General features: G+C 68.0%; 19 protein-coding genes. 5 read left to right on the forward strand and 14 right to left on the reverse strand.

The window, feature by feature from the left end:
* Positions 1-23 precede the first annotated feature (23 nt).
* The 3 genes from coxB to KY49_RS20550 form a co-directional block, all read right to left on the reverse strand.
* Positions 24-1,607 (reverse strand): cytochrome c oxidase subunit II, encoded by a 1,584-nt coding sequence (gene coxB, locus KY49_RS20540; protein WP_042586384.1) that lies wholly within the window; start codon positions 1,605-1,607, stop codon positions 24-26.
* Positions 1,608-1,656: 49 nt separating this feature from the next.
* Complete coding sequence (locus KY49_RS20545) at positions 1,657-2,181, reverse strand: DUF2244 domain-containing protein (protein ID WP_088501136.1); 525 nt, start codon at positions 2,179-2,181, stop codon at positions 1,657-1,659.
* Between the two features lie 195 nt (positions 2,182-2,376).
* Positions 2,377-3,342, reverse strand: a complete 966-nt coding sequence (locus tag KY49_RS20550; RefSeq protein ID WP_042586386.1) for a methyltransferase domain-containing protein — start codon at positions 3,340-3,342, stop codon at positions 2,377-2,379.
* Positions 3,343-3,422: 80 nt separating this feature from the next.
* Between KY49_RS20550 and KY49_RS20555 the strand changes: the two genes are divergently transcribed.
* Positions 3,423-4,184: a phosphoribosyltransferase family protein gene (locus KY49_RS20555; RefSeq protein WP_042586387.1), complete on the forward strand. Its 762-nt coding sequence runs from the start codon at positions 3,423-3,425 to the stop codon at positions 4,182-4,184.
* A 109-nt stretch (positions 4,185-4,293) separates the two neighbouring features.
* A complete protein-coding gene (trmL, locus tag KY49_RS20560) occupies positions 4,294-4,764 on the forward strand; it encodes a tRNA (uridine(34)/cytosine(34)/5-carboxymethylaminomethyluridine(34)-2'-O)-methyltransferase TrmL (protein ID WP_010090595.1) in 471 nt (156 codons plus the stop codon).
* A gap of 36 nt (positions 4,765-4,800) precedes the next feature.
* On the opposite strand, the gene KY49_RS20565 is transcribed toward trmL, so the two are convergent.
* From KY49_RS20565 to KY49_RS20585, 5 genes are all read right to left on the reverse strand, one after another.
* The gene (locus KY49_RS20565) at positions 4,801-5,325 is read right to left on the reverse strand and encodes an O-acetyl-ADP-ribose deacetylase (protein WP_042586388.1); all 525 of its coding nucleotides are present in this window, start codon (positions 5,323-5,325) and stop codon (positions 4,801-4,803) included.
* A gap of 68 nt (positions 5,326-5,393) precedes the next feature.
* A complete protein-coding gene (locus tag KY49_RS20570; protein WP_042586389.1) occupies positions 5,394-6,392 on the reverse strand; it encodes an NAD(P)H-dependent glycerol-3-phosphate dehydrogenase in 999 nt (332 codons plus the stop codon).
* 26 nt (positions 6,393-6,418) lie between these two features.
* Positions 6,419-6,901, reverse strand: coding sequence for a protein-export chaperone SecB (secB, locus tag KY49_RS20575; RefSeq protein WP_010090592.1), 483 nt, complete (start codon positions 6,899-6,901; stop codon positions 6,419-6,421).
* A 100-nt stretch (positions 6,902-7,001) separates the two neighbouring features.
* Complete coding sequence (grxC, locus tag KY49_RS20580; RefSeq protein ID WP_010090591.1) at positions 7,002-7,262, reverse strand: glutaredoxin 3; 261 nt, start codon at positions 7,260-7,262, stop codon at positions 7,002-7,004.
* The gene (locus tag KY49_RS20585) at positions 7,259-7,681 is read right to left on the reverse strand and encodes a rhodanese-like domain-containing protein (protein ID WP_042586390.1); all 423 of its coding nucleotides are present in this window, start codon (positions 7,679-7,681) and stop codon (positions 7,259-7,261) included. The genes grxC and KY49_RS20585 overlap by 4 nt, the downstream gene beginning before the upstream one ends.
* A gap of 135 nt (positions 7,682-7,816) precedes the next feature.
* Between KY49_RS20585 and gpmA the strand changes: the two genes are divergently transcribed.
* The 3 genes from gpmA (at position 7,817) to KY49_RS20600 (ending at position 11,506) form a co-directional block, all read left to right on the forward strand.
* Entirely contained in the window at positions 7,817-8,563 is a 747-nt protein-coding gene (gene gpmA / locus KY49_RS20590) for a 2,3-diphosphoglycerate-dependent phosphoglycerate mutase (protein ID WP_010090589.1), read from the forward strand.
* A gap of 193 nt (positions 8,564-8,756) precedes the next feature.
* A complete protein-coding gene (locus tag KY49_RS20595; protein WP_042586391.1) occupies positions 8,757-10,286 on the forward strand; it encodes a S41 family peptidase in 1,530 nt (509 codons plus the stop codon).
* A 467-nt stretch (positions 10,287-10,753) separates the two neighbouring features.
* Positions 10,754-11,506 carry a HesA/MoeB/ThiF family protein gene (locus tag KY49_RS20600; protein WP_042586392.1) on the forward strand — a complete coding sequence of 251 codons (753 nt, stop codon included), beginning with the start codon at positions 10,754-10,756 and terminating at the stop codon, positions 11,504-11,506.
* A 62-nt stretch (positions 11,507-11,568) separates the two neighbouring features.
* On the opposite strand, the gene ptsP is transcribed toward KY49_RS20600, so the two are convergent.
* The 6 genes from ptsP to KY49_RS20630 all read right to left on the reverse strand — a co-directional run bounded on the left by ptsP (position 11,569) and on the right by KY49_RS20630 (position 18,617).
* A complete protein-coding gene (gene ptsP / locus KY49_RS20605; RefSeq protein WP_042586884.1) occupies positions 11,569-13,338 on the reverse strand; it encodes a phosphoenolpyruvate--protein phosphotransferase in 1,770 nt (589 codons plus the stop codon).
* Positions 13,339-13,539: 201 nt separating this feature from the next.
* Positions 13,540-13,809 carry an HPr family phosphocarrier protein gene (locus tag KY49_RS20610; RefSeq protein WP_010090585.1) on the reverse strand — a complete coding sequence of 90 codons (270 nt, stop codon included), beginning with the start codon at positions 13,807-13,809 and terminating at the stop codon, positions 13,540-13,542.
* Between the two features lie 71 nt (positions 13,810-13,880).
* Entirely contained in the window at positions 13,881-14,351 is a 471-nt protein-coding gene (locus tag KY49_RS20615) for a PTS sugar transporter subunit IIA (protein WP_010090584.1), read from the reverse strand.
* A 229-nt stretch (positions 14,352-14,580) separates the two neighbouring features.
* Complete coding sequence (gene gshB / locus KY49_RS20620; protein ID WP_042586393.1) at positions 14,581-15,537, reverse strand: glutathione synthase; 957 nt, start codon at positions 15,535-15,537, stop codon at positions 14,581-14,583.
* 36 nt (positions 15,538-15,573) lie between these two features.
* A complete protein-coding gene (gshA, locus tag KY49_RS20625) occupies positions 15,574-16,863 on the reverse strand; it encodes a glutamate--cysteine ligase (RefSeq protein ID WP_042586394.1) in 1,290 nt (429 codons plus the stop codon).
* A 242-nt stretch (positions 16,864-17,105) separates the two neighbouring features.
* Entirely contained in the window at positions 17,106-18,617 is a 1,512-nt protein-coding gene (locus KY49_RS20630) for an ammonium transporter (RefSeq protein WP_042586395.1), read from the reverse strand.
* Positions 18,618-18,649: the final 32 nt, after the last annotated feature.

Here is an 18,649-nt window from a genome sequence, read left to right on the forward strand (position 1 = left end):
ACGTCGACAAACACAGCGACACGTCAGGCCGCCGGGCCGATCTCGACACGCCGGGCTTCCTTCGCGTCCGCCCCGCCCGTGATCGTTTCCGGCTTCTTCAGAATGATGTGGTCTTCCGCCACGCCCGCCGCCTTCAGCGCGTCGCGCACGGCTTGCGCGCGGCGCTTGGCCAGTTCGGCGTTCGCGCCGGCCGAGCCCGACTTGTCGGTGAAGCCCGACAGCGCGAGCTTCGCGTCCGGATGCGCCTTCGCATAGTCCGCCGCCGCCGCGATCGCCGACTGTGCGTCGGCCGGCAGCGTGCCCTTGCCCGTTTCGAAATAGATCGTCGACAGCGCGGCCGCCGGCGCGGCTGCGCCCGAGGCCGCCTGCTCCGGCGCCGAAGCCGCTTGCGCCGGCGCTGCGTCCGCGGTATTCGCGGCGTCTTCCGGCAGCTTGCCGTTACGCGCGTCCGCCACCTGCTTCGGTTGCAGCAGGTCGTTCTTGTGGTTGCTCCACGAGTTGCGCTCGTAGGTGATGACCGACGCGATGTCGAGGTCCGACAGCGACGCCCACGACGGCATCGCGCCCTTGCCCTTCAGCACCTGCTCGAGGTGGCCGGCGATCGGGCCGTTGGAGATCTTGCCGCCGTCGATCGCCGGGAACGCGCCGACGCCCTTGCCGTTCGGCTGGTGGCAGGCCGCGCAGTTCGCCTTGTAGACTTCCTCGCCGTGCGACACCAGCTCGGCCATCGTGTAAACCTTGTTCGGGTCGACTGCCGCGCCGGCCAGCTTGGCCTTCTGCGCGCTGACCCACTTCGCGTAGTCTTCGTCCGACAGCACTTCGACTACGACCGGCATGTACGCGTGCTCCTTGCCGCACAGTTCGGTACAGAAGCCGCGGAAGGTGCCGACCTTGTCGGCCTTGAACCACGTGTCGCGCACGAAGCCCGGAATCGCATCCTGCTTCACGCCGAACGCGGGCACGTACCACGAGTGGACGACGTCGTTCGCGGTCGTGATGATGCGGACTTTCTTGTTGACCGGCACGACGAGCGGGTTGTCGACTTCCTGCAGGTAGGTGTCGCTGATCGGCTTCTTGCCCATCACCGCGTCGCGCGGGGTCGACAGCGTCGACAGGAAGCTGATGCCCTCGCCCGGGCCCTTCACGTAGTCGTAGCCCCACTTCCACTGGTAGCCGGTGACCTTGACCGTGAGATCGGCGTTCGTCGTGTCCTTCATCGCGACGACGGCCTTGGTGGCCGGCAGCGCCATCAGCACGACGATGATGAACGGCACGATCGTCCAGATGATTTCGACGGTCGTGCTTTCATGGAAATTGGCGGGCTTGTGGCCCTTGGATTTGCGGTGCGCGAAGATCGAATAGAACATCACGCCGAACACGCCGACGAAGATCACCGTACAGAGGATCAGCATCATCGTGTGGAGGTCGTAGAGCTCCTCGGCGATCTTCGTGACAGGCGGCTGAAAGTTGATCTCGTTGACGCGGGGACCGCCCGGGCTGTCACCGACCGCCAGAGCGGCACCGGCAAAGAGCAGTCCGCTGCATGCCAGCACGCCCGTGAGGGCTCGCTTGATTGTTTTCATAGCATCCTTACCCAAAATTTCCATTCAAACCCTCCCCCGTCGCCAGCCGCCTGCGCTGCGCCGGCCTACCTGCTCAGCCGCAGCGCCGGAGCGCCGCGCGCAGTTCGTCGGCGAACTGTGCGCGCCTGTACTGCGCGAGATGCTGCCCGATCACGACGGTCTGCCCGCGCGATACCAGCCGAATCGGATCGCGTGGCGTCGCACCCGGCTCGACCCGCACCCAGCGCGGGTTGAATTCGATCTGCGTGAGCTGCTCCGCATTCATCCGCTCGATCACGAGCCGGTGCGGAAACAGCCTGATGCGCTCGTAATCGACCGCATGCCGCGCGTAGATCGCAAACGCGACGCCTACCGCCAGCAGCTCGACTCCGGTGAAAGGCATGACGAGCCACGCCCCCTGCCACATCAGCATTGCCGCGATCGCCAGCGAAAAGCCTGCGAGCGACGCGTAAAACAGCACGAACTGGCGCGGCGACATCGAACAGTTGCGCTTCATGAGCCAGTCCTCGAGGACAGGTTCCGCATCCGCCGCATCAGTCGAAACACACGCTGCTTCCATCGCCGCCTCACGCGAATGGCATGCGATGCATGCCTGCATCGGACTCGCCACCCCGTATTGCGGGGACCCCGGGGCGACAAGCTGACGCATTATAGGCGGGTTCAATGGCATCCACAAGCAAACGCCTATCGCCCCGCGAGCCAAGCGCGACAAGCTTTCCGGCCATTTTCGGGGCAATTTTGACCCGGCCTTGCGCTGCTAATTTCAGACATAACAAAACCCCTCTTTACCGCTTTACCGATTCTTCGGACGCCCCTTTCCGATGTCCTCGATGCGGACGATGCCGTGCCCTTCCGGGGTCGTGCGCGGCACGGCTTTCCACGCGTGGCCGTAGATCACCTCGAAGGTCAGCGGGATCGTGCCGTCCGCGCGCCGGCGCGCGTCGAGCGCGTCGCAGAGCGCCTGCCTAAAGCGCCGCGTCGCGCGCTGCGGCGCCGCGCGCTCGAACGGATAGGCGCCCCAGCGGCGCACGTCGGCCAGCAGCGAATCGGGGGACTTGTAGGTGACGGTCAGCACTTCCTGGTCCATCACGGGAATCTCGAAGCCGCTCTCGACGAGCATGTCGCCGAGGTCGTGCATGTCGACGAAATCGATCACGCGGGGCGCGGCGCTCGCCATGCCGAGCGCGGCCTCGGCCTCGCCGCAGGCCGCGCGCAGCTCGCGCAGCGTGTCGGGGCCGAGCGTGCTGAACATCAGCAGGCCGTTGACGCGCAGCACACGCTGCCACTCGGGCAGCACCGTGTCGGGACGGGAATGCCAGTGCAGCGCGAGATTCGACCAGATCAGGTCGAATGCGCCCGCCGCGAACGGCAGCGCCGAGAAGTCCGCCTGCGCGACGCGCGGGCCGCGCTGGCCGAGCGCCTTGCCCAGCGACGCAGGCAGCCAGCGGCGCCAGCTCGTCTGCTCGACCTCGCGCTGCCCCGCCCGCGCGAGCATCGCGCCGGACAGGTCGACGCCGAACACCGGCGCCTCGGGAAAGCGCGTGCGCAGCGCCGGCAGGTCGTCGCCCGCGCCGCAGCCCGCGTCCAGCACGGCGGCGGGGCTCACCTTGATGTATTCGAGACGCTCGCACATCCGGTGTGCAATCTCGCGCGGCAGGAACGCAACCGCGTCGAACGTGGCCGCGCGGCGGTCGAAGATCCGACGCAGGCGCCTCGCGTCATAGGCCGGACGGCCGGAGAGGGTCGAAGGTGGGGACATGTCGGGCAAACTGGCGAAGAGCCCGAAGTATACTCGCTCGCCCCGGAAGCTTCATTGAGGCCATATTGAGGAGCCTGCCGATGATTCGCCGTCCGTTTCCGGAGTCGATCCGCGTCGTTATGTCGCAGGCTTTCGCGCAGATCGCGGCAATCGCGCTACCGAACCGCTGCGCACTGTGCGGCAATATGTCACATACGGTGATCTGCGCCGGATGCGATGCCGCGTACTGGAACGAAGCGCGCCTGCGCTGTGCGGTCTGCGCGGCGCCGCTCGCGCCGGGGCACGCGCGGCGCGCGGCCGGCTACCGGTGCGACGCATGCCGCGCCACGCCGCCGCCGTTCGATGCGACACTCGCGCTCGCCGATTACCGGGCGCCGCTCGACGGCCTGGCGCGCGGACTGAAATTCCACGCGCGGCTCGCGCTCGGCGCGGAATTCGCCGGCCGGCTCGCCCGGCTGCTCGCCGACACGCACGGCGCGGGCGGCGGCTTCGACGTGATCGCGCCGGTGCCGCTTGCGCATGCTCGGCTCGCCGCGCGCGGCTACAACCAGGCGTGGGCGATTGCGCGACCGCTCGCGCGCCGGCTCGGCGTGCCGGCCGACGCGACGCTGCTCGCGCGCGTGGTGGAAACGGCGCCGCAGTCGCGGCTCGACCGGCGCGCGCGGCGCGACAACGTCGCATCGGCCTTCGCGGTCGCGCGCGACGTTGCGGGTCGCCATGTCGCGCTCGTCGACGACGTGATGACGTCGGGCGCGACGCTGGCCGCCGCGGCGCATGCGCTGAAGGCGGCGGGCGCCGCGCGCGTGACGAATCTGGTTGCGCTGCGCACCGCCAGGGATTAATTAGTGAGAAGCCGGCCGCCCGCCCGCGGCCGCGATCGTGACAAACCGGCCGGTCCGGCCGCCGCCCCGCAGCGGGGCCGCGCCGGAAACCGCCATCCGAAACCGAAACATGTTCAACGTCGTCCTCGTCGCCCCCGAAATTCCGCCGAACACCGGCAACGTGATCCGCCTGTGCGCGAATACCGGCGCGCGGCTGCACCTGATCGAGCCGCTCGGCTTTCCGCTCGACGACGCCAAGATGCGCCGCGCGGGCCTCGACTATCACGAATACGCGGAAATGCGCGTGCATCCGGACTGGGATGCGTTCGTCGCGGCCGAGACGCCCGATCCCGCGCGGATGTTCGCGTTCACGACACGCGGCTCGGGCCGCTTCCACGACCATGCGTTCCAGCCGGGCGACTGGTTCGTGTTCGGCTCGGAAACGCGCGGCCTGCCCGCCCCGCTGCTCGAGCGGTTCGCGAACGCGCAGCGCGTGCGCCTGCCGATGCGGCCGGGCAACCGCAGCCTGAACCTGTCGAACACGGTCGCGGTGGTCGTGTTCGAGGCGTGGCGCCAGGCCGGCTTCGAAGGCGGCGCCTGAGCGTCGACCATCGACCGTCGTTCGCGCGAACGTGCGTCAGCGACGCGCGAGCCGCAAGCGATACAGCTCGTATATGTCGGGAGAAAAGCACGCGAACACCACGCGCGCGAGGTTCGGCGCCTGCGGCAGCATGTCGACGACCGTATCGACGGCGATGTCGACTGCCTGCGCGGCCGGATAACGGTAGACCCCGCAGCTGATCGCCGGAAACGCGATCGACGTGCACGCGACCTCTTCAGCCAGCTCGATCGCGCGGCGGTAGCACGACGCGAGCATCTCGGCCTCGTTCTGCGTGCCGCCGTGCCACACCGGGCCAACCGCATGAATCACGTATCGGGCCGGCAGCCCGTGGCCGCGCGTGAGTTTCGCGTCGCCGGTCTGGCAGCCGCCGAGCGTGCGGCATTCGGCGAGCAGGCCCGGGCCGGCCGCGCGATGGATCGCGCCGTCGACGCCGCCCCCGCCGAGCAGCGAGCTGTTCGCCGCGTTGACGATCGCGTCGACCGCGAGCGTCGTGATGTCGACGACCTGCGCGTCGAGCGTGGTGGAACCGATCTGCAGCATGACGGCCTCCTCGAATGCCGGAGATGGTTCAAGCGTAATCCGCTTTGCGCGGCGATGCGACCGCCGCGCTACTCCGCGCGCGCGTCCCGCCGCAACAGCCCGCTGACCGAATCGCGCGGCGCGACGCCGTCGAACAGCACGCCGCACACGGCTTCGGTGATCGGCATTTCGATCGCGTGCTCGCGCGCGATCGCGAGCACCGCCTGCGCGCAGCGCACGCCTTCGGCGACGTGGCCGAGCGCGGCGAGGATATCGTTCAGCGAGCGGCCCGCGGCCAGTTGCATGCCGACCGTGCGGTTGCGCGACAGGTCGCCCGTCGCGGTGAGGATCAGGTCGCCGAGGCCCGTGAGGCCGGTGAAGGTTTCCGCGCGGCCGCCGAGCGCGACGCCGAGCCGCGACATTTCCGCGAGGCCGCGCGTGATTAGCGCGGCGCGCGCGTTCAGGCCGAGGCCGAGGCCGTCGGCGATGCCGGTCGCGATCGCCAGCACGTTCTTCACCGCGCCGCCGACCTCGACGCCGACCACGTCGTCGCCGGTATAGATCCGCATCGCGCCGTGATGGAATGCCGAAAGCGTGCGCTCGCGGCACGCTGCCGACGCGCTCGCGATCGTCAGCGCGACCGGCAGCCCCTGGCCGACCTCGCGCGCGAAGCTCGGGCCCGACAGCACGCCGTTGCTGTGCTGTTCGGGCAGCTCGGCGGCGATCACCTGATGCGGCAGCAGATGCGTGTCCGCCTCGAAGCCCTTGCAGACCCAGATCACGTGCGCGGGCACGCAGCCCGCGTCGCGCATCGCGCGGCACAGCGCGCGCAGGCCGGCGACGGGCGCGCCGATCACGCACAGCGCGTCGTCCGCGGCGCCGTGCGCGAGCGCCGCGGCGAAATCCGCGTCGTAGCGCAGCGCGTCGGGCAGCGCGATGCCGTCGAGATAGCGGGAATTCTCGTGCCGGGCCTGCAGCCCGGCGATGAGCGCGGCGTCGCGCGCCCACAGAAGCGTGTCGTGCCGCGCGGCCAGGTGGCCCGCGAGCGCGGTGCCCCAGGCACCGGCGCCGAGAACGGCTACTTTCATACCCAGCACCGGTCCTTGCTCGTTCCTCAGTTCAGCGCCGAGCCGTTCGGCGCGCCGGCCGCACCAGCCTGTTGCTGCTGGAGCTGCGCGAGACGCTGCTCGTACAGCGCCTGGAAGTTGATCTCGGCGAGGTGGATCGGCGGGAAGCCCGCGCGCGTGATCGCGTCGGCGATGTTCGAGCGCAGGTACGGGAACAGGATCGTCGGGCAGGCGATGCCGACGAGCGGGTCGAGCTGTTCGTCAGGAATGTTGCGAATGTCAAAAATTCCAGCCTGCTTCGCCTCGATCAGGAACGCGACCTTGTCCTTCACCTTCGCGGTCACGGTGCCCGACACGACGACTTCGAACACGCTTTCGGCGAGACGCTCGGCCTTCACGTCGACTTCGACCTCAACCGACGGCATGTCCTGCTCGAGGAAGATCGCCGGCGAATTCGGCTGCTCGAGCGACATATCCTTCAGGTAGACGCGCTGGATGTTGAAGAACGGTTGGTTTTCGACGTCGGACATGTTGTTTCCCTAAATGTGGTGACAAGGCGGCCGGCCTGCGCCGGCCGCCCCGGTTGATCCTGCGCGCGTGGCCGCGCGACCGGCGGCCATTCTGCCCTAATCAGGCGGCTTGCAGAAGCGGCACGAGGCCGCCGGCGCGGTCGAGCGTCGACAGGTCGTCGTAGCCGCCGACGTGCGTGTCGCCGATGTAGATCTGCGGCACCGTGCGGCGGCCGGTGCGCGACATCATTTCCTCGCGGCGCGCCGGATCCTTGTCGATCAGCACCTTCTCGATCTGCTCGACGCCGCGCAGCTTCAGGAGCCGCTCGGCCTGGATGCAATACGGGCACACCTGGGTGCTGTACATGACCACTTTGTTCACTTCGCCACTCCTTGTTTGACGACCGGCATCCCGGCCTGCTGCCACGCGGCGACGCCGCCCTCGAGCACGTGCACCTCGGCGTAGCCCGCCGCCTCGACTGCGCGCGCCGCCTTCTGCGACTGCTGGCCGTTCTGGCACACGAGCAGCACCGGGGTGCTCTTGTTCTTCGCGACCTGCGCGATCTTCGCGCCGATCTCGCCGGCTTCGACCTGGCGCGCCGACGGCAGGTGGCCGGAGGCGAACTCGGACGCCGGACGCACGTCGATCACGACCGCGTTGCGGCGATTGATGAGCTGGGTCGCCTCCGCGGCCGACAGGCCGCCGCGGCCGCGGCGCAGCGCGGGATACGCAAGCAGGCCGCCGGACACCAGCAGGATCGCGACGAGGGCCAGGTTCGTGTAATCGGTAAAGAAACTCACGGAATTCCGCCGGAAAGAGAGAAATCGGAAAAGGACAATCCGGCCATTATAAAATAACCGTCTTGCGCGATGGCGGGCCCGTCCCGGGCGCCGTGCGGCGCGCACCGCTTCCTTCACTACCGACCGCAAGCATCTATGTACAAGCTCGTCCTCATCCGCCACGGCGAATCGACGTGGAACAAGGAAAACCGCTTCACCGGCTGGGTCGACGTCGACCTGACCGAGCAAGGCTGCAACGAGGCCTACCAGGCCGGCGAACTGCTCAAGGAAGCCGGCTACACGTTCGACATCGCGTACACGTCCGTGCTCAAGCGCGCGATCCGCACGCTGTGGCACGTGCAGGACCGCATGGACCTGATGTACCTGCCCGTCGTGCACTCGTGGCGCCTCAACGAGCGCCACTACGGCGCGCTGTCGGGCCTGAACAAGGCGGAAACGGCCGCGAAGTTCGGCGACGAGCAGGTGCTGGTCTGGCGCCGCAGCTACGACACGCCGCCGCCCGCGCTGGAGCCGACCGACGAGCGCGCGCCGTACGCGGACCCGCGCTACGCGCGCGTGCCGCGCGAGCAGTTGCCGCTCACCGAATGCCTGAAGGACACGGTCGCGCGCGTGCTGCCGCTGTGGAACGAATCGATCGCGCCGGCGATCAAGGGCGGCAAGCAGGTGCTGATCGCCGCGCACGGCAACTCGCTGCGCGCGCTGATCAAGTATCTCGACGGCATCTCGGACAGCGACATCGTCGGCCTGAACATCCCGAACGGCGTGCCGCTCGTCTATGAACTCGACGAAAACCTGAAACCGCTCAAGAGCTATTACCTCGGCGACCAGGACGCGATCGCGAAGGCGCAGGCCGCCGTCGCGAAGCAGGGCAAGGCGGGCTGATCCCGCCCCGCCGCGCCGGCCCCGCGCCGGCGCGGCGGGCGCTTGCGCGAACCCCTAGCGCTCGCGCGAACCTCTTCGCCCGGGCACGGTCGAACCGGTTTCGGTCCATTCCACTGCCCCGCCGGACGAACAGTTATACTTGTCCGCTCGATCTCCGCTACCGCCACGCGCTTCCCGACCGCACCAGATCTCTATGCGTATGAAATTGAAGAACATCGGCCTGATTGCCGCGGGCCTTGCCACGGGCGTGTTCGCCACGCTGCAAATCTCGGCGTCGGCCGAACAGACCGTCACGGCGCCGCTTCCGCTCGACCAGTTGCGCCTGTTCGCCGAGGTGTTCGGCCAGATCAAGCGCGAGTATGTCGAGCCGGTCGACGACAAGAAGCTGCTGACGGCGGCGATCAAGGGCATGGTGTCGAGCCTCGACCCGCACTCGTCGTTCCTCGACAAGACCGACTACGAGGAACTGCAGGAGCAGACGAAGGGCCGCTTCGCGGGTCTCGGCATCGAGATCTCGCAGGAAGACGGCCTCGTCAAGGTGATCTCCCCGATCGAGGACACCCCGGCATTTCGCGCCGGCATCCGTCCGGGCGACCTGATCACCCGCATCAACGACAAGCCGGTGCGCGGCATGACGCTCGACAAGGCGGTCAAGCAGATGCGCGGCGAGCCGGGCACCAAGGTCACGCTGACGATCTTCCGCAAGAGCGATGACCGCACGTTCCCGATCACGGTCACGCGCGCGGTGATCCGCGTGCAGAGCGTGAAGCTGAAGATGCTCGACCCGGGCTACGCGTACATCCGCATCACGAGCTTCCAGGAGCGCACGACGCCCGATCTCGCGGCAAGGCTGCAGGACATCGCGCGCCAGCAGCCGAACGTGAAGGGCCTGATCCTCGATCTGCGCAACAACGGCGGCGGCTTGCTGCAGAGCGCGGTCGGCGTCGCGGGCGCGTTCCTGCCGCCGGATTCCGTCGTCGTGTCGACCAACGGCCAGATCCCCGATTCGAAGCAGGTCTACCGCGATACCTACGACAATTACCGCCTGCCGTCGTTCGACGGCGATCCGCTGAAGAACCTGCCGCCGGTCTTCAAGACCGTGCCGATCGTCGTGCTGACGAATGCGTATTCGGCTTCCGCGTCGGAAATCGTCGCGGGCGCGCTGCAGGATTCGAAGCGCGCGACCATCATGGGCAAGACGACGTTCGGCAAGGGCTCGGTGCAGACGGTCCGTCCGATGACGGCCGATACCGCGCTGCGCCTGACGACCGCCTACTACTACACGCCGAGCGGCCGCTCGATCCAGAACAAGGGCATCACGCCGGACGTGCCGGTCGACCAGTACGCGGACGGCGATCCGGACGACGTGCTCGTGACGCGCGAGGTCGATTACACGAACCACCTCGCGAACACGCAGGATCCGAACGAGAAGAAGGAGCAGGAAGAGCGCGAGCAGCGCCGGATGGACCAGCTCCGCGTTCTCGAGGAGCAGAACGACAAGAAGACGCCGGAGCAGCGCCAGAAGGACCGCGATCGCAAGCCGATCGAGTTCGGTAGCACGGAAGACTTCATGATGCAGCAAGCGCTCGCGAAGCTCGAAGGCAAGCCGGTGCAAGCCTCGAAGTCGCTGCTCGCCGAGAGCACGCAGGCCCCGGCCGGCAAGGCGGCTGCGAAGCCGGCGCCGAAGGCATCCGCCGCCAAGCCGGCGTCGGCGCCGCAGTAAGCGCCGGCCGGCACCCGACGGGCCATCGCGGCAACCCCGCGATGGCCCGTTTCGTTTGGGCGCGCCACCGCGCACGGATCGATGCCGCCCAGGCCGGCACAGCACGTTCGCCTGCCCGCCGCCCGTGCGGGCAGGCCCTAGGGTCTGTTTACATACGGAACGCACATGCGAATGCCCGAAATCGCCCGCAGGGCAAGGAGGAAGGAGCGCCGTTTGGCCGAGCCAAACAAGCGACGCGCGACGCCGCCATGCGGGCGATTTCGGGCATTCCCCTGGAATGAATTTTTTAATTTGGGGTTGCCACGAGAACGGCCGCTCGCCGCGTTGTGCTTCTTGCGAATACGTCCAGTATTCGCGGCGTCGCACGCCTCGCGAGCGGCCGTTCTCGTGGCAACGCATGTGCGTTCCGTATGTAAACAGACCCTAGAATAAGCAGGTCCGCCCCGCTCTGCGCCCACCCTCCGCACATGAACGACGATCAACTTCTCCGCTACTCCCGCCACATCCTCGTCGACGAAATCGGCATCGAGGCGCAGCAGCGCTTTCTCGACGCGCACGCGATCGTCGTCGGCGCGGGCGGGCTCGGCTCGCCCGCCGCGATGTACCTCGCGGCGTCCGGCGTCGGCACGATCACGCTCGTCGACGCGGACACGGTCGATCTCACGAACCTGCAGCGGCAGATCCTGCACGTGACCGCATCGGTCGGCCGCAGGAAGGTGGAATCGGGGCGCGACACGCTCGCGCAGCTCAACCCCGACGTGACCGTGCACGCGGTCGCCGAGCGCGTCGACGGCGCGTGGCTCGACGCGCACGTGCCGCAGGCAAGCGTCGTGCTCGACTGCACCGACAATTTCGCGACCCGCCACGCGATCAACCGCGCGTGCGTCGCGCACCGCGTGCCGCTCGTGTCGGGCGCGGCGCTGCGCTTCGACGGCCAGATCAGCACGTTCGACTTCCGGCGCGCCGACGCGCCCTGCTACGCGTGCGTGTTTCCGGAGGACCAGCCGTTCGAGGAAGTCGCGTGCGCGACGATGGGCGTGTTCGCGCCGACGGTCGGCATCATCGGCGCGATGCAGGCGGCCGAGGCGCTGCGCGTGATCGGCGGCATCGGCGCAACGCTGAACGGCCGGCTGATGATGCTCGACGCGCTGCGGATGGAATGGACGACGATGAAGATCGCGCGCCAGGCGGACTGCCCGGTGTGCGGCGGACGGCACTGACGCGCGGCCCACGCCCCGCGTGCGGGAACGTGGGCGAGAACAGGCTAGGGCGTGTTCACGCCCTAGGCCGCGTCCGCGTGCGGCTCGGCGGTCGACAGGCGCTGCAGCGCCGACTGCACTTCCTCGGGCTCGAACGCCGCGAGCACGTCGGCCGTCGGCTTTTCGAGCGCCTTCAGGTGCGCGCGCAGGATCTCCTGCTTGACGACGAGCAGCTGGCTCGTTTGCATCGAGAACTCGGTGAGTCCCATGCCGAGCAGCAGGCGCGTGAGCGCCGGATCGCCCGCCATCTCCCCGCACACCGACACCGGCACCCCGGCGCGCTTCGCTTCGCGCAGCGTGTACGCGATCAGGTGCAGCACCGCCGGATGCAGCGGGTCGTACAGATGCGCGACCGCGTTGTCCGCGCGGTCGATCGCGAGCGTGTACTGGATCAGGTCGTTGGTGCCGATCGACAGGAAATCGAAACGCTTCAGGAACAGCGGCAGCGCGATCGCCGCGGCCGGAATCTCGATCATCGCGCCGATCCGCACGTTCGGATCGTAGGCGAGCCCCGCGTCGTCGAGCTGGCGCTTCGCCTCGCGGATCAGGTCGAGCGTCTGGTCGATCTCCTGCGCGTGCGCGAGCATCGGGATCAGGATCTTCACCTGCCCGAACGCGGACGCGCGCAGGATCGCGCGCAGCTGCGTGAGGAACATCTGCGGCTCGGACAGGCTCCAGCGGATCGCGCGCAGGCCGAGCGCCGGGTTCGGCGCGGTCTCGTAGCCTTCGTCGAGCGCTTCGAGCGGCTTGTCGGCGCCGACGTCGATCGTGCGGATCGTCACCGGCATGCCCTTCATCCATTCGACCGCGCGCTTGTAAGCGGCGAACTGCTCCTCTTCCTCCGGCATCGCCTTCTGGTGCATGAACAGGAATTCGGAGCGGAACAGCCCGACGCCGACCGCGCCTGCCTCGACCGCCACTTTCGCGTCGTCGGGCAGCTCGATGTTCGCGTACAGGTCGATCTTGGTGCCGCATAACGTTTGCGTCGGCGAGAACTTGAGACGCTGCAGCTTGCGTTGCTCGAGCGCCTTTTCGGACTGGCGGTACGAATATTCCTCGAGGACGATCGGCGCCGGGTCGACGATCACGATGCCCTGGTCGCCGTCGACGATGATCAGGTCGTCCTGGCGGATCAGCGTGCTCGCGTGCTGCACGCCGACCGCGGCCGGAATGCCGAGGCTGCGCGCGACGATCGCCGTATGCGACGTGCGCCCGCCGAGATCGGTGACGAACGCCTGGAACGACTGGCTCTTGAACTGCATCATGTCGGCCGGCGCGATGTCGTGCGCGACGACGATCATCTCGTCGGTGCCGGATTTCGCGGCGCCGTCGAGCGCCTGCGACGCGGACGGCGCGCCCGCGAGCGCCTTCAGCACGCGCTCGACCACCTGCTCGATGTCGGCCTTGCGTTCGCGCAGGTATTCATCCTCGATGTCGTCGAAATGGCGCGTGAGCAGGTCGAGCTGCTCGGTCAGCGCCCATTCGACGTTGTAGCGGCGCGTGCGGATCAGGTCGATGGTTTCCTGCACGAGCATCGCGTCGCTCAGGATCATCGCGTGCACGTCGATGAACGCGCCCACTTCGGTCGGGGTATCGTCGGTCAGGTCCGCGCGAAGCGCTTCGAGCTCGCGATGCACGGCCGCGAGCGCCGCGCGGAAGCGCTCGACCTCGGCGTCGATCTGATTCGCCTCGATCAGGTAATGGGCGACGTCGAGCGCCGCCGGCGCGATCAGATACGCACGACCGATCGCGATACCACGTGAGACGGGAATGCCATGCAGCGTGAACGACACGCGCACCTCCTCTTTACATGAACAGCCGCGGCGCACCGCTGCGATGCGCTTATGACCCCGATAGCGATTATAAATTCCACACGTGGCCGCTGACTGCGTGCAGCGCAGCATTGCGCGGATCGCATCAATCGTGCCTGCGAAAAAAATGCCGCGATAGGCGCGGCATTCTCACTGGAAACGGCAACGATTCCGTGCTGCGGGTCACTGCCCTTCGCCGAACTTGTCGGCGATCAGCTTGAGCAGCGCGTCCATCGCTTCATTCTCGTCCGGCCCTTCGGTCTCGATCGTGACCGTGCTGCCGATGCCCGCCGCGAGCATCATCACGCCCATGATGCTTTTCGCGTTGATCTTGCGCCCGTTGCGCGACATCCAGACTTCGGACTGGAAATTGCCGGCCAGTTGCGTGAGCTTGGCCGATGCGCGCGCATGCAGCCCCAATTTATTGACGATGGTGGTTTCTTGTTGAAGCATGGTTCTCGGTCGGTCGAGGCCGCCGGCGGCCAGCGCCGGCGAACGGGTCTAAAACGGGGAACGCAATCCGGTCACGTCGACCGGGTGCGCGGGCACGGCTCCGGCGGAATCGGCGCGCATGCGCCGCAGCCGACCTCGGACGGCGGCGGCGGCGTGCCCGCCGCGACTTCGTGGACGCCTTTCGCGCCGCCGGACAGCGCCTTGTCGACGAGCTTGTCGAGCGGCAGCGTGCGGTAGCAGACCGCGCGCACCAGCATCGGCAGGTTGGCGCCCGCCAGCACCCGCACGTCCGCGACCTTCGCGAGCTGGCCGGCGATGTTCGCAGGCGTCGCGCCGTACATGTCGGTCAGCACGATTGCGCCGTTTTCTTCCTTGAGCCGCGCGAGCTCCGCGTGCGCGAACGCCATCACCTGGACGGGATCGCTGTCCGCCTGCACGTCGATGCAGCCGATGCGGGCGGGCACGCCGCCGTAGATGTGCGCGATGCAGTCCCGCAGCGCGGTCGCGAGCGGGGCGTGCGCGATGATCAGAATCCCTGCCATGTCAGCACCCGCCTGTTCGCCCCGAGCCGGGCAACGAGCAACGCGATCGAGTGGGTCGGTTCATGTTCAAGCCTTGCAACGGTTCGGCCCGGCCGCCGGGCCTGCGGCGCGTCGAATCGCGGCGCCGGGCGAGCGGGCATTGTAGCAGGCCGGTCGGCCTGTCCGGCCGAGCCATTCCGGCGGCGGGGGGCCTGCGCGGCCGCCGCCGGCGTTGCGTGAATCGCGCGGCTTACGCGGCCGCGCGCTCCAGCGCGTCGACGAACATCGCGGCGACGTCGAAGCCCGTCTGCTCCATGATCTCGCGAAAGCACGTGGGGCTCGTGACGTTCACCTCGGTCAGCCAGTCGCCGATCGCGTCGAGTCCGACCAGCAGCAGGCCGCGTGCGGCCAGCACCGGACCGAGCGTTTCGGCGATCTCGCGATCGCGCGCGGTGAGCGGCTGCGCGACGCCGACGCCGCCCGCCGCGAGATTGCCGCGCACCTCGCTGCCCTGCGGAATCCGCGCGAGCGAATACGGCACGGGCTCGCCCGCGATCAGCAGGATGCGCTTGTCCCCCGCCTTGATCTCGGGGATGAACTTCTGGATCATCAGCGAACGCGTGCCGTCGTGGCCGAGCATCTCGATGATCGAGCCGAGATTCATCCCGTCCGCCTTCACGCGGAACACGCCCATCCCGCCCATGCCGTCGAGCGGCTTCACGATCACGTCGCCGTGCTCGGCATGGAATGCGCGCAGCCGCGCGGCATCGCGGGTGACGAGCGTCGGCGCGACGAACTGCGGGAATTCGCCGATCGCGAGCTTCTCCGAATGATCGCGGATCGCCTGCGGCTTGTTGAACACGCGCGCGCCGGCGCGCTCGGCCAGCTCGAGCATCCACGTGGCCGTCACGTACTCCATGTCGAACGGCGGGTCCTTGCGCATCAGCACCGCGTCGAACGACGTCAGCAGGCGCGACGCGTGCGCGGCCGCCTCGTGCCACGGATGACGGTGCAGGTCGGCCGCGTCGCCGACGATCGTCACGCGCCGCACGTCCGCCTCGACGCCCGACCCCGTCCACGCGAGCTGGTGCGGCTCGCACGCGTAGATCGCATGCCCGCGCCGCGCGGCCTCCGCCATCATCGCGTAGGTCGAATCCTTGTAGATCTTGAAGCGCTCGAGCGGGTCGGCGATAAAGAGAATGTCCATGCGGGTCCTGTCTTTGCGGTGCCGGCAGCGCGGCCGTTACACCTGGATGGCTTCCGGATCGGTCTTTTCCAGTTCGATCGACGACGCAATCAGCGACAGCCGCGCGACGACGCCGTACATGTAGAACCGGTTCGGCGGCGCGGCGCCCGGCTTGGCGCCGGCATCGGGCAGCGCGGTGTGCTCGAAGCCGAGCGGCACGTAGTGCATGCCCGGCGCGTTCAGGTTCTGGTCGCGCTCGCGGCCGCCGTGCGTGCGGTAGAAGCCGCCGACCACGTAGCGGTCGATCATGTAGACGACCGGCTCCGCGACCTCGTCGCCGATCCGCTCGAACGTGTACACGCCTTCCTGCACGATCACGTCGCGCACCGCGACCCCGGCCTTCGACTCGGCCATCTGCGCGCGCTCGGCCTTCGACATCCGGCCGATCTCGGCCGCGTCGTGCACGGTCATCACGCCGCGCCCGGCGGTGCCGGCATCGGCCTTCACGACGACGTACGGCTTCTCGCTGATGCCGTACTCGCGATACTTGCGCGCGATCTTCTTCAGCACGCCGTCGATCGCGTCGGCGAGCGCCTGGTCGCCTTCATGCCCCTGCCAGTCGACGCCCTCGACGTGCGCGAAATACGGATTCACCATCCATGGATCGACGCCGACCATCTTCGCGAACTTCTTCGCGACGTCGTCATAGCAGGAGAAGTGCGTCGACTTGCGGCGCACCGCCCAGGCCGCGTGCAGCGGCGGCAGCAGGTACTGCTCGTGCAGGTTTTCCAGCACGGGCGGGATGCCGGCCGACAGGTCGTTGTTCAGCAGGATCGAGCACGGGTCGAAATTCTTCAGGCCGAGCCGGCGCGGCGTGCGCTCGAGCGGCTCCAGCACGATCTTCTGGCCGTCGGCGAGCGTGATCGGCGTGATGTCGGTGATGCTCGGGTCGAGCGAGCCGAAGCGCACGTTGAGGCCGGCCTGGCGCATGATCGTCGCGAGCCGCGCGACGTTTTCCAGATAGAACGCGTTGCGGGTCGGCAGCTCGGGAATCACGAGCAGGTTCTTCGCGTCCGGGCAAATCTTCTCGATCGCGGCCATCGCCGCCTGCACGGCGAGCGGCAGCACTTCGGACGGGAGGTTGTTGAAGCCGCCGGGAAACAGGTTGGCGTCGACGGGCGCCAGCTTGAAGCCGGCGTTGCGCAGGTCGACCGAACAGTAGAACGGCGGCGTGTGCTCCTGCCATTCGAGCCTGAACCAGCGTTCGATCGCAGGCGTGGCGTCGAGGATCTTCTGCTCGAGTTCAAGCAGCGGACCGTTTAACGCCGTAACGAGGTGGGGAACCATGAATCACTCGCGAGCGGGAGAATGAAGATTGTAGAGCAATTGCATTGCCCATTTGGGGATTGTTCCCGGGATCGCAAGGATTTGGAGGAAGTTTCTGGCTATTGACCCGATAGCGCGCAGGGTTATCCGCTGCCGGCCCCCGTCGCAGGAGAAAAAAAACCCGCCGGGAAGGCGGGCCGAAGTCGCTGCGCTCATTCGTAGCGGGGGCGGCGTCGCGGCCGCCCGCCGTCCATCGTTCCCGCTTATTCGACGTGCTCGCCATGCAGGATCACGTCGAGGCCTTCGCGTTCTTCCTCTTCCGTCACGCGCAGGCCGATCGTCAGGTCGATCAGCTTCAGCAGCACGAAGCTCAGCACGCCGCTGTAGACCAGCGTGATCAGCACGCCCTTGGCCTGCAGCAGCAGGCTGCCGTCGGCGCCGCCGATGTCCTTGACCGCGAACACGCCGGTCAGCAGCGCGCCGAGAATCCCGCCCACGCCGTGCACGCCGAACGCATCGAGCGAATCGTCGTAGCCGAGCTTCGACTTGAGCCACGTCGCCGACCAGAAGCAGATCACGCCCGCCGCGATGCCGATCACGAGCGCGCCCGCCACGCCGACGAAGCCGGCGGCCGGCGTGATCGCCACGAGACCCGCGACCGCGCCCGACACGATGCCGAGCACCGACGGCTTGCCCTTCGCGATCCATTCGGCAAACATCCAGCCGAGCGCCGCGCAGGCCGTCGCCACTTGCGTCGTCAGCATCGCGAAGCCGGCACGGCCGTCAGCCGCGACCGCCGAACCCGCGTTGAAGCCGAACCAGCCGACCCACAGCATCGAGCCGCCGATCATCGTCAGCACCAGGTTGTGCGGCGCCATCGATTCGCGGCCGTAGCCGATGCGCTTGCCGAGCACGAGGCACGACATCAGGCCCGCGATGCCGGCGTTGATGTGCACCACCGTGCCGCCCGCGAAGTCGAGCACGCCGTCGGCCGACAGCCAGCCGCTCGGCTCCCACACCATGTGCGCGATCGGCACGTAGACGATCAGCGACCAGAGCGTCATGAACACGAGCATCGCCGAGAACTTCATGCGGTCGGCGAACGCGCCGCAGATCAGCGCCGGCGTGATGATCGCGAACGTCATCTGGTAGACGAAGTAGACCGATTCCGGAATCGTCGTCGCCAGATGGCTGACGGTCAGCGTCGTCGCCTTGTCGCCCTTGATGTAGTTCATCCCGTGCAGGAACACGCGCGACAGGCCGCCGATGAAGCCATTGCCCGGCGTGAACGCGAGGCTGTAGCCGACCACCGTCCAGAGCACCGTGATCAGCGCCGTGATCGCGAAGCTCTGCATCACGGTCGCGAGCACGTTCTTCTTGCGGACCATGCCCGCGTAGAACAGCGCGAGGCCCGGGACCGTCATGAACAGCACGAGCGCGGTGGACGTCAGCATCCACGCGGTGTCGCCCGCGCTGATCTTCGACGAATCGACCGAGAACGGCGCGGTCGGCGCGGCGGGCGCGGCCGGAGCCGACGCGGCGGCGGCGGCCGATGCCTCGGCGCCCGAAGCCGGCGCGGTCGCTGCCGCCGAAGCGGCGGCCTCCGACGCAGCCGGCGCCGAAGCGGCCGGGGCGGCGGCAGCGGCCGAAGCGTCGGCCGGAGCCGACACAGCCGGCGCGGAAGCGGCCGACGCCGCGTCGTCCGCGAGCGCGGGGCCAACGCCGGCCGCGATCAGCGAGCCGGCCATCAGCAGGGTCATCAGAAGTTTGCGCATCTTGGTTTTCCTCTTGTCGCTCGTCTTGTCTG

It is taken from the genome of Burkholderia sp. MSHR3999 (genome assembly GCF_000833595.1).
Lineage (GTDB): Bacteria > Pseudomonadota > Gammaproteobacteria > Burkholderiales > Burkholderiaceae > Burkholderia > Burkholderia ubonensis.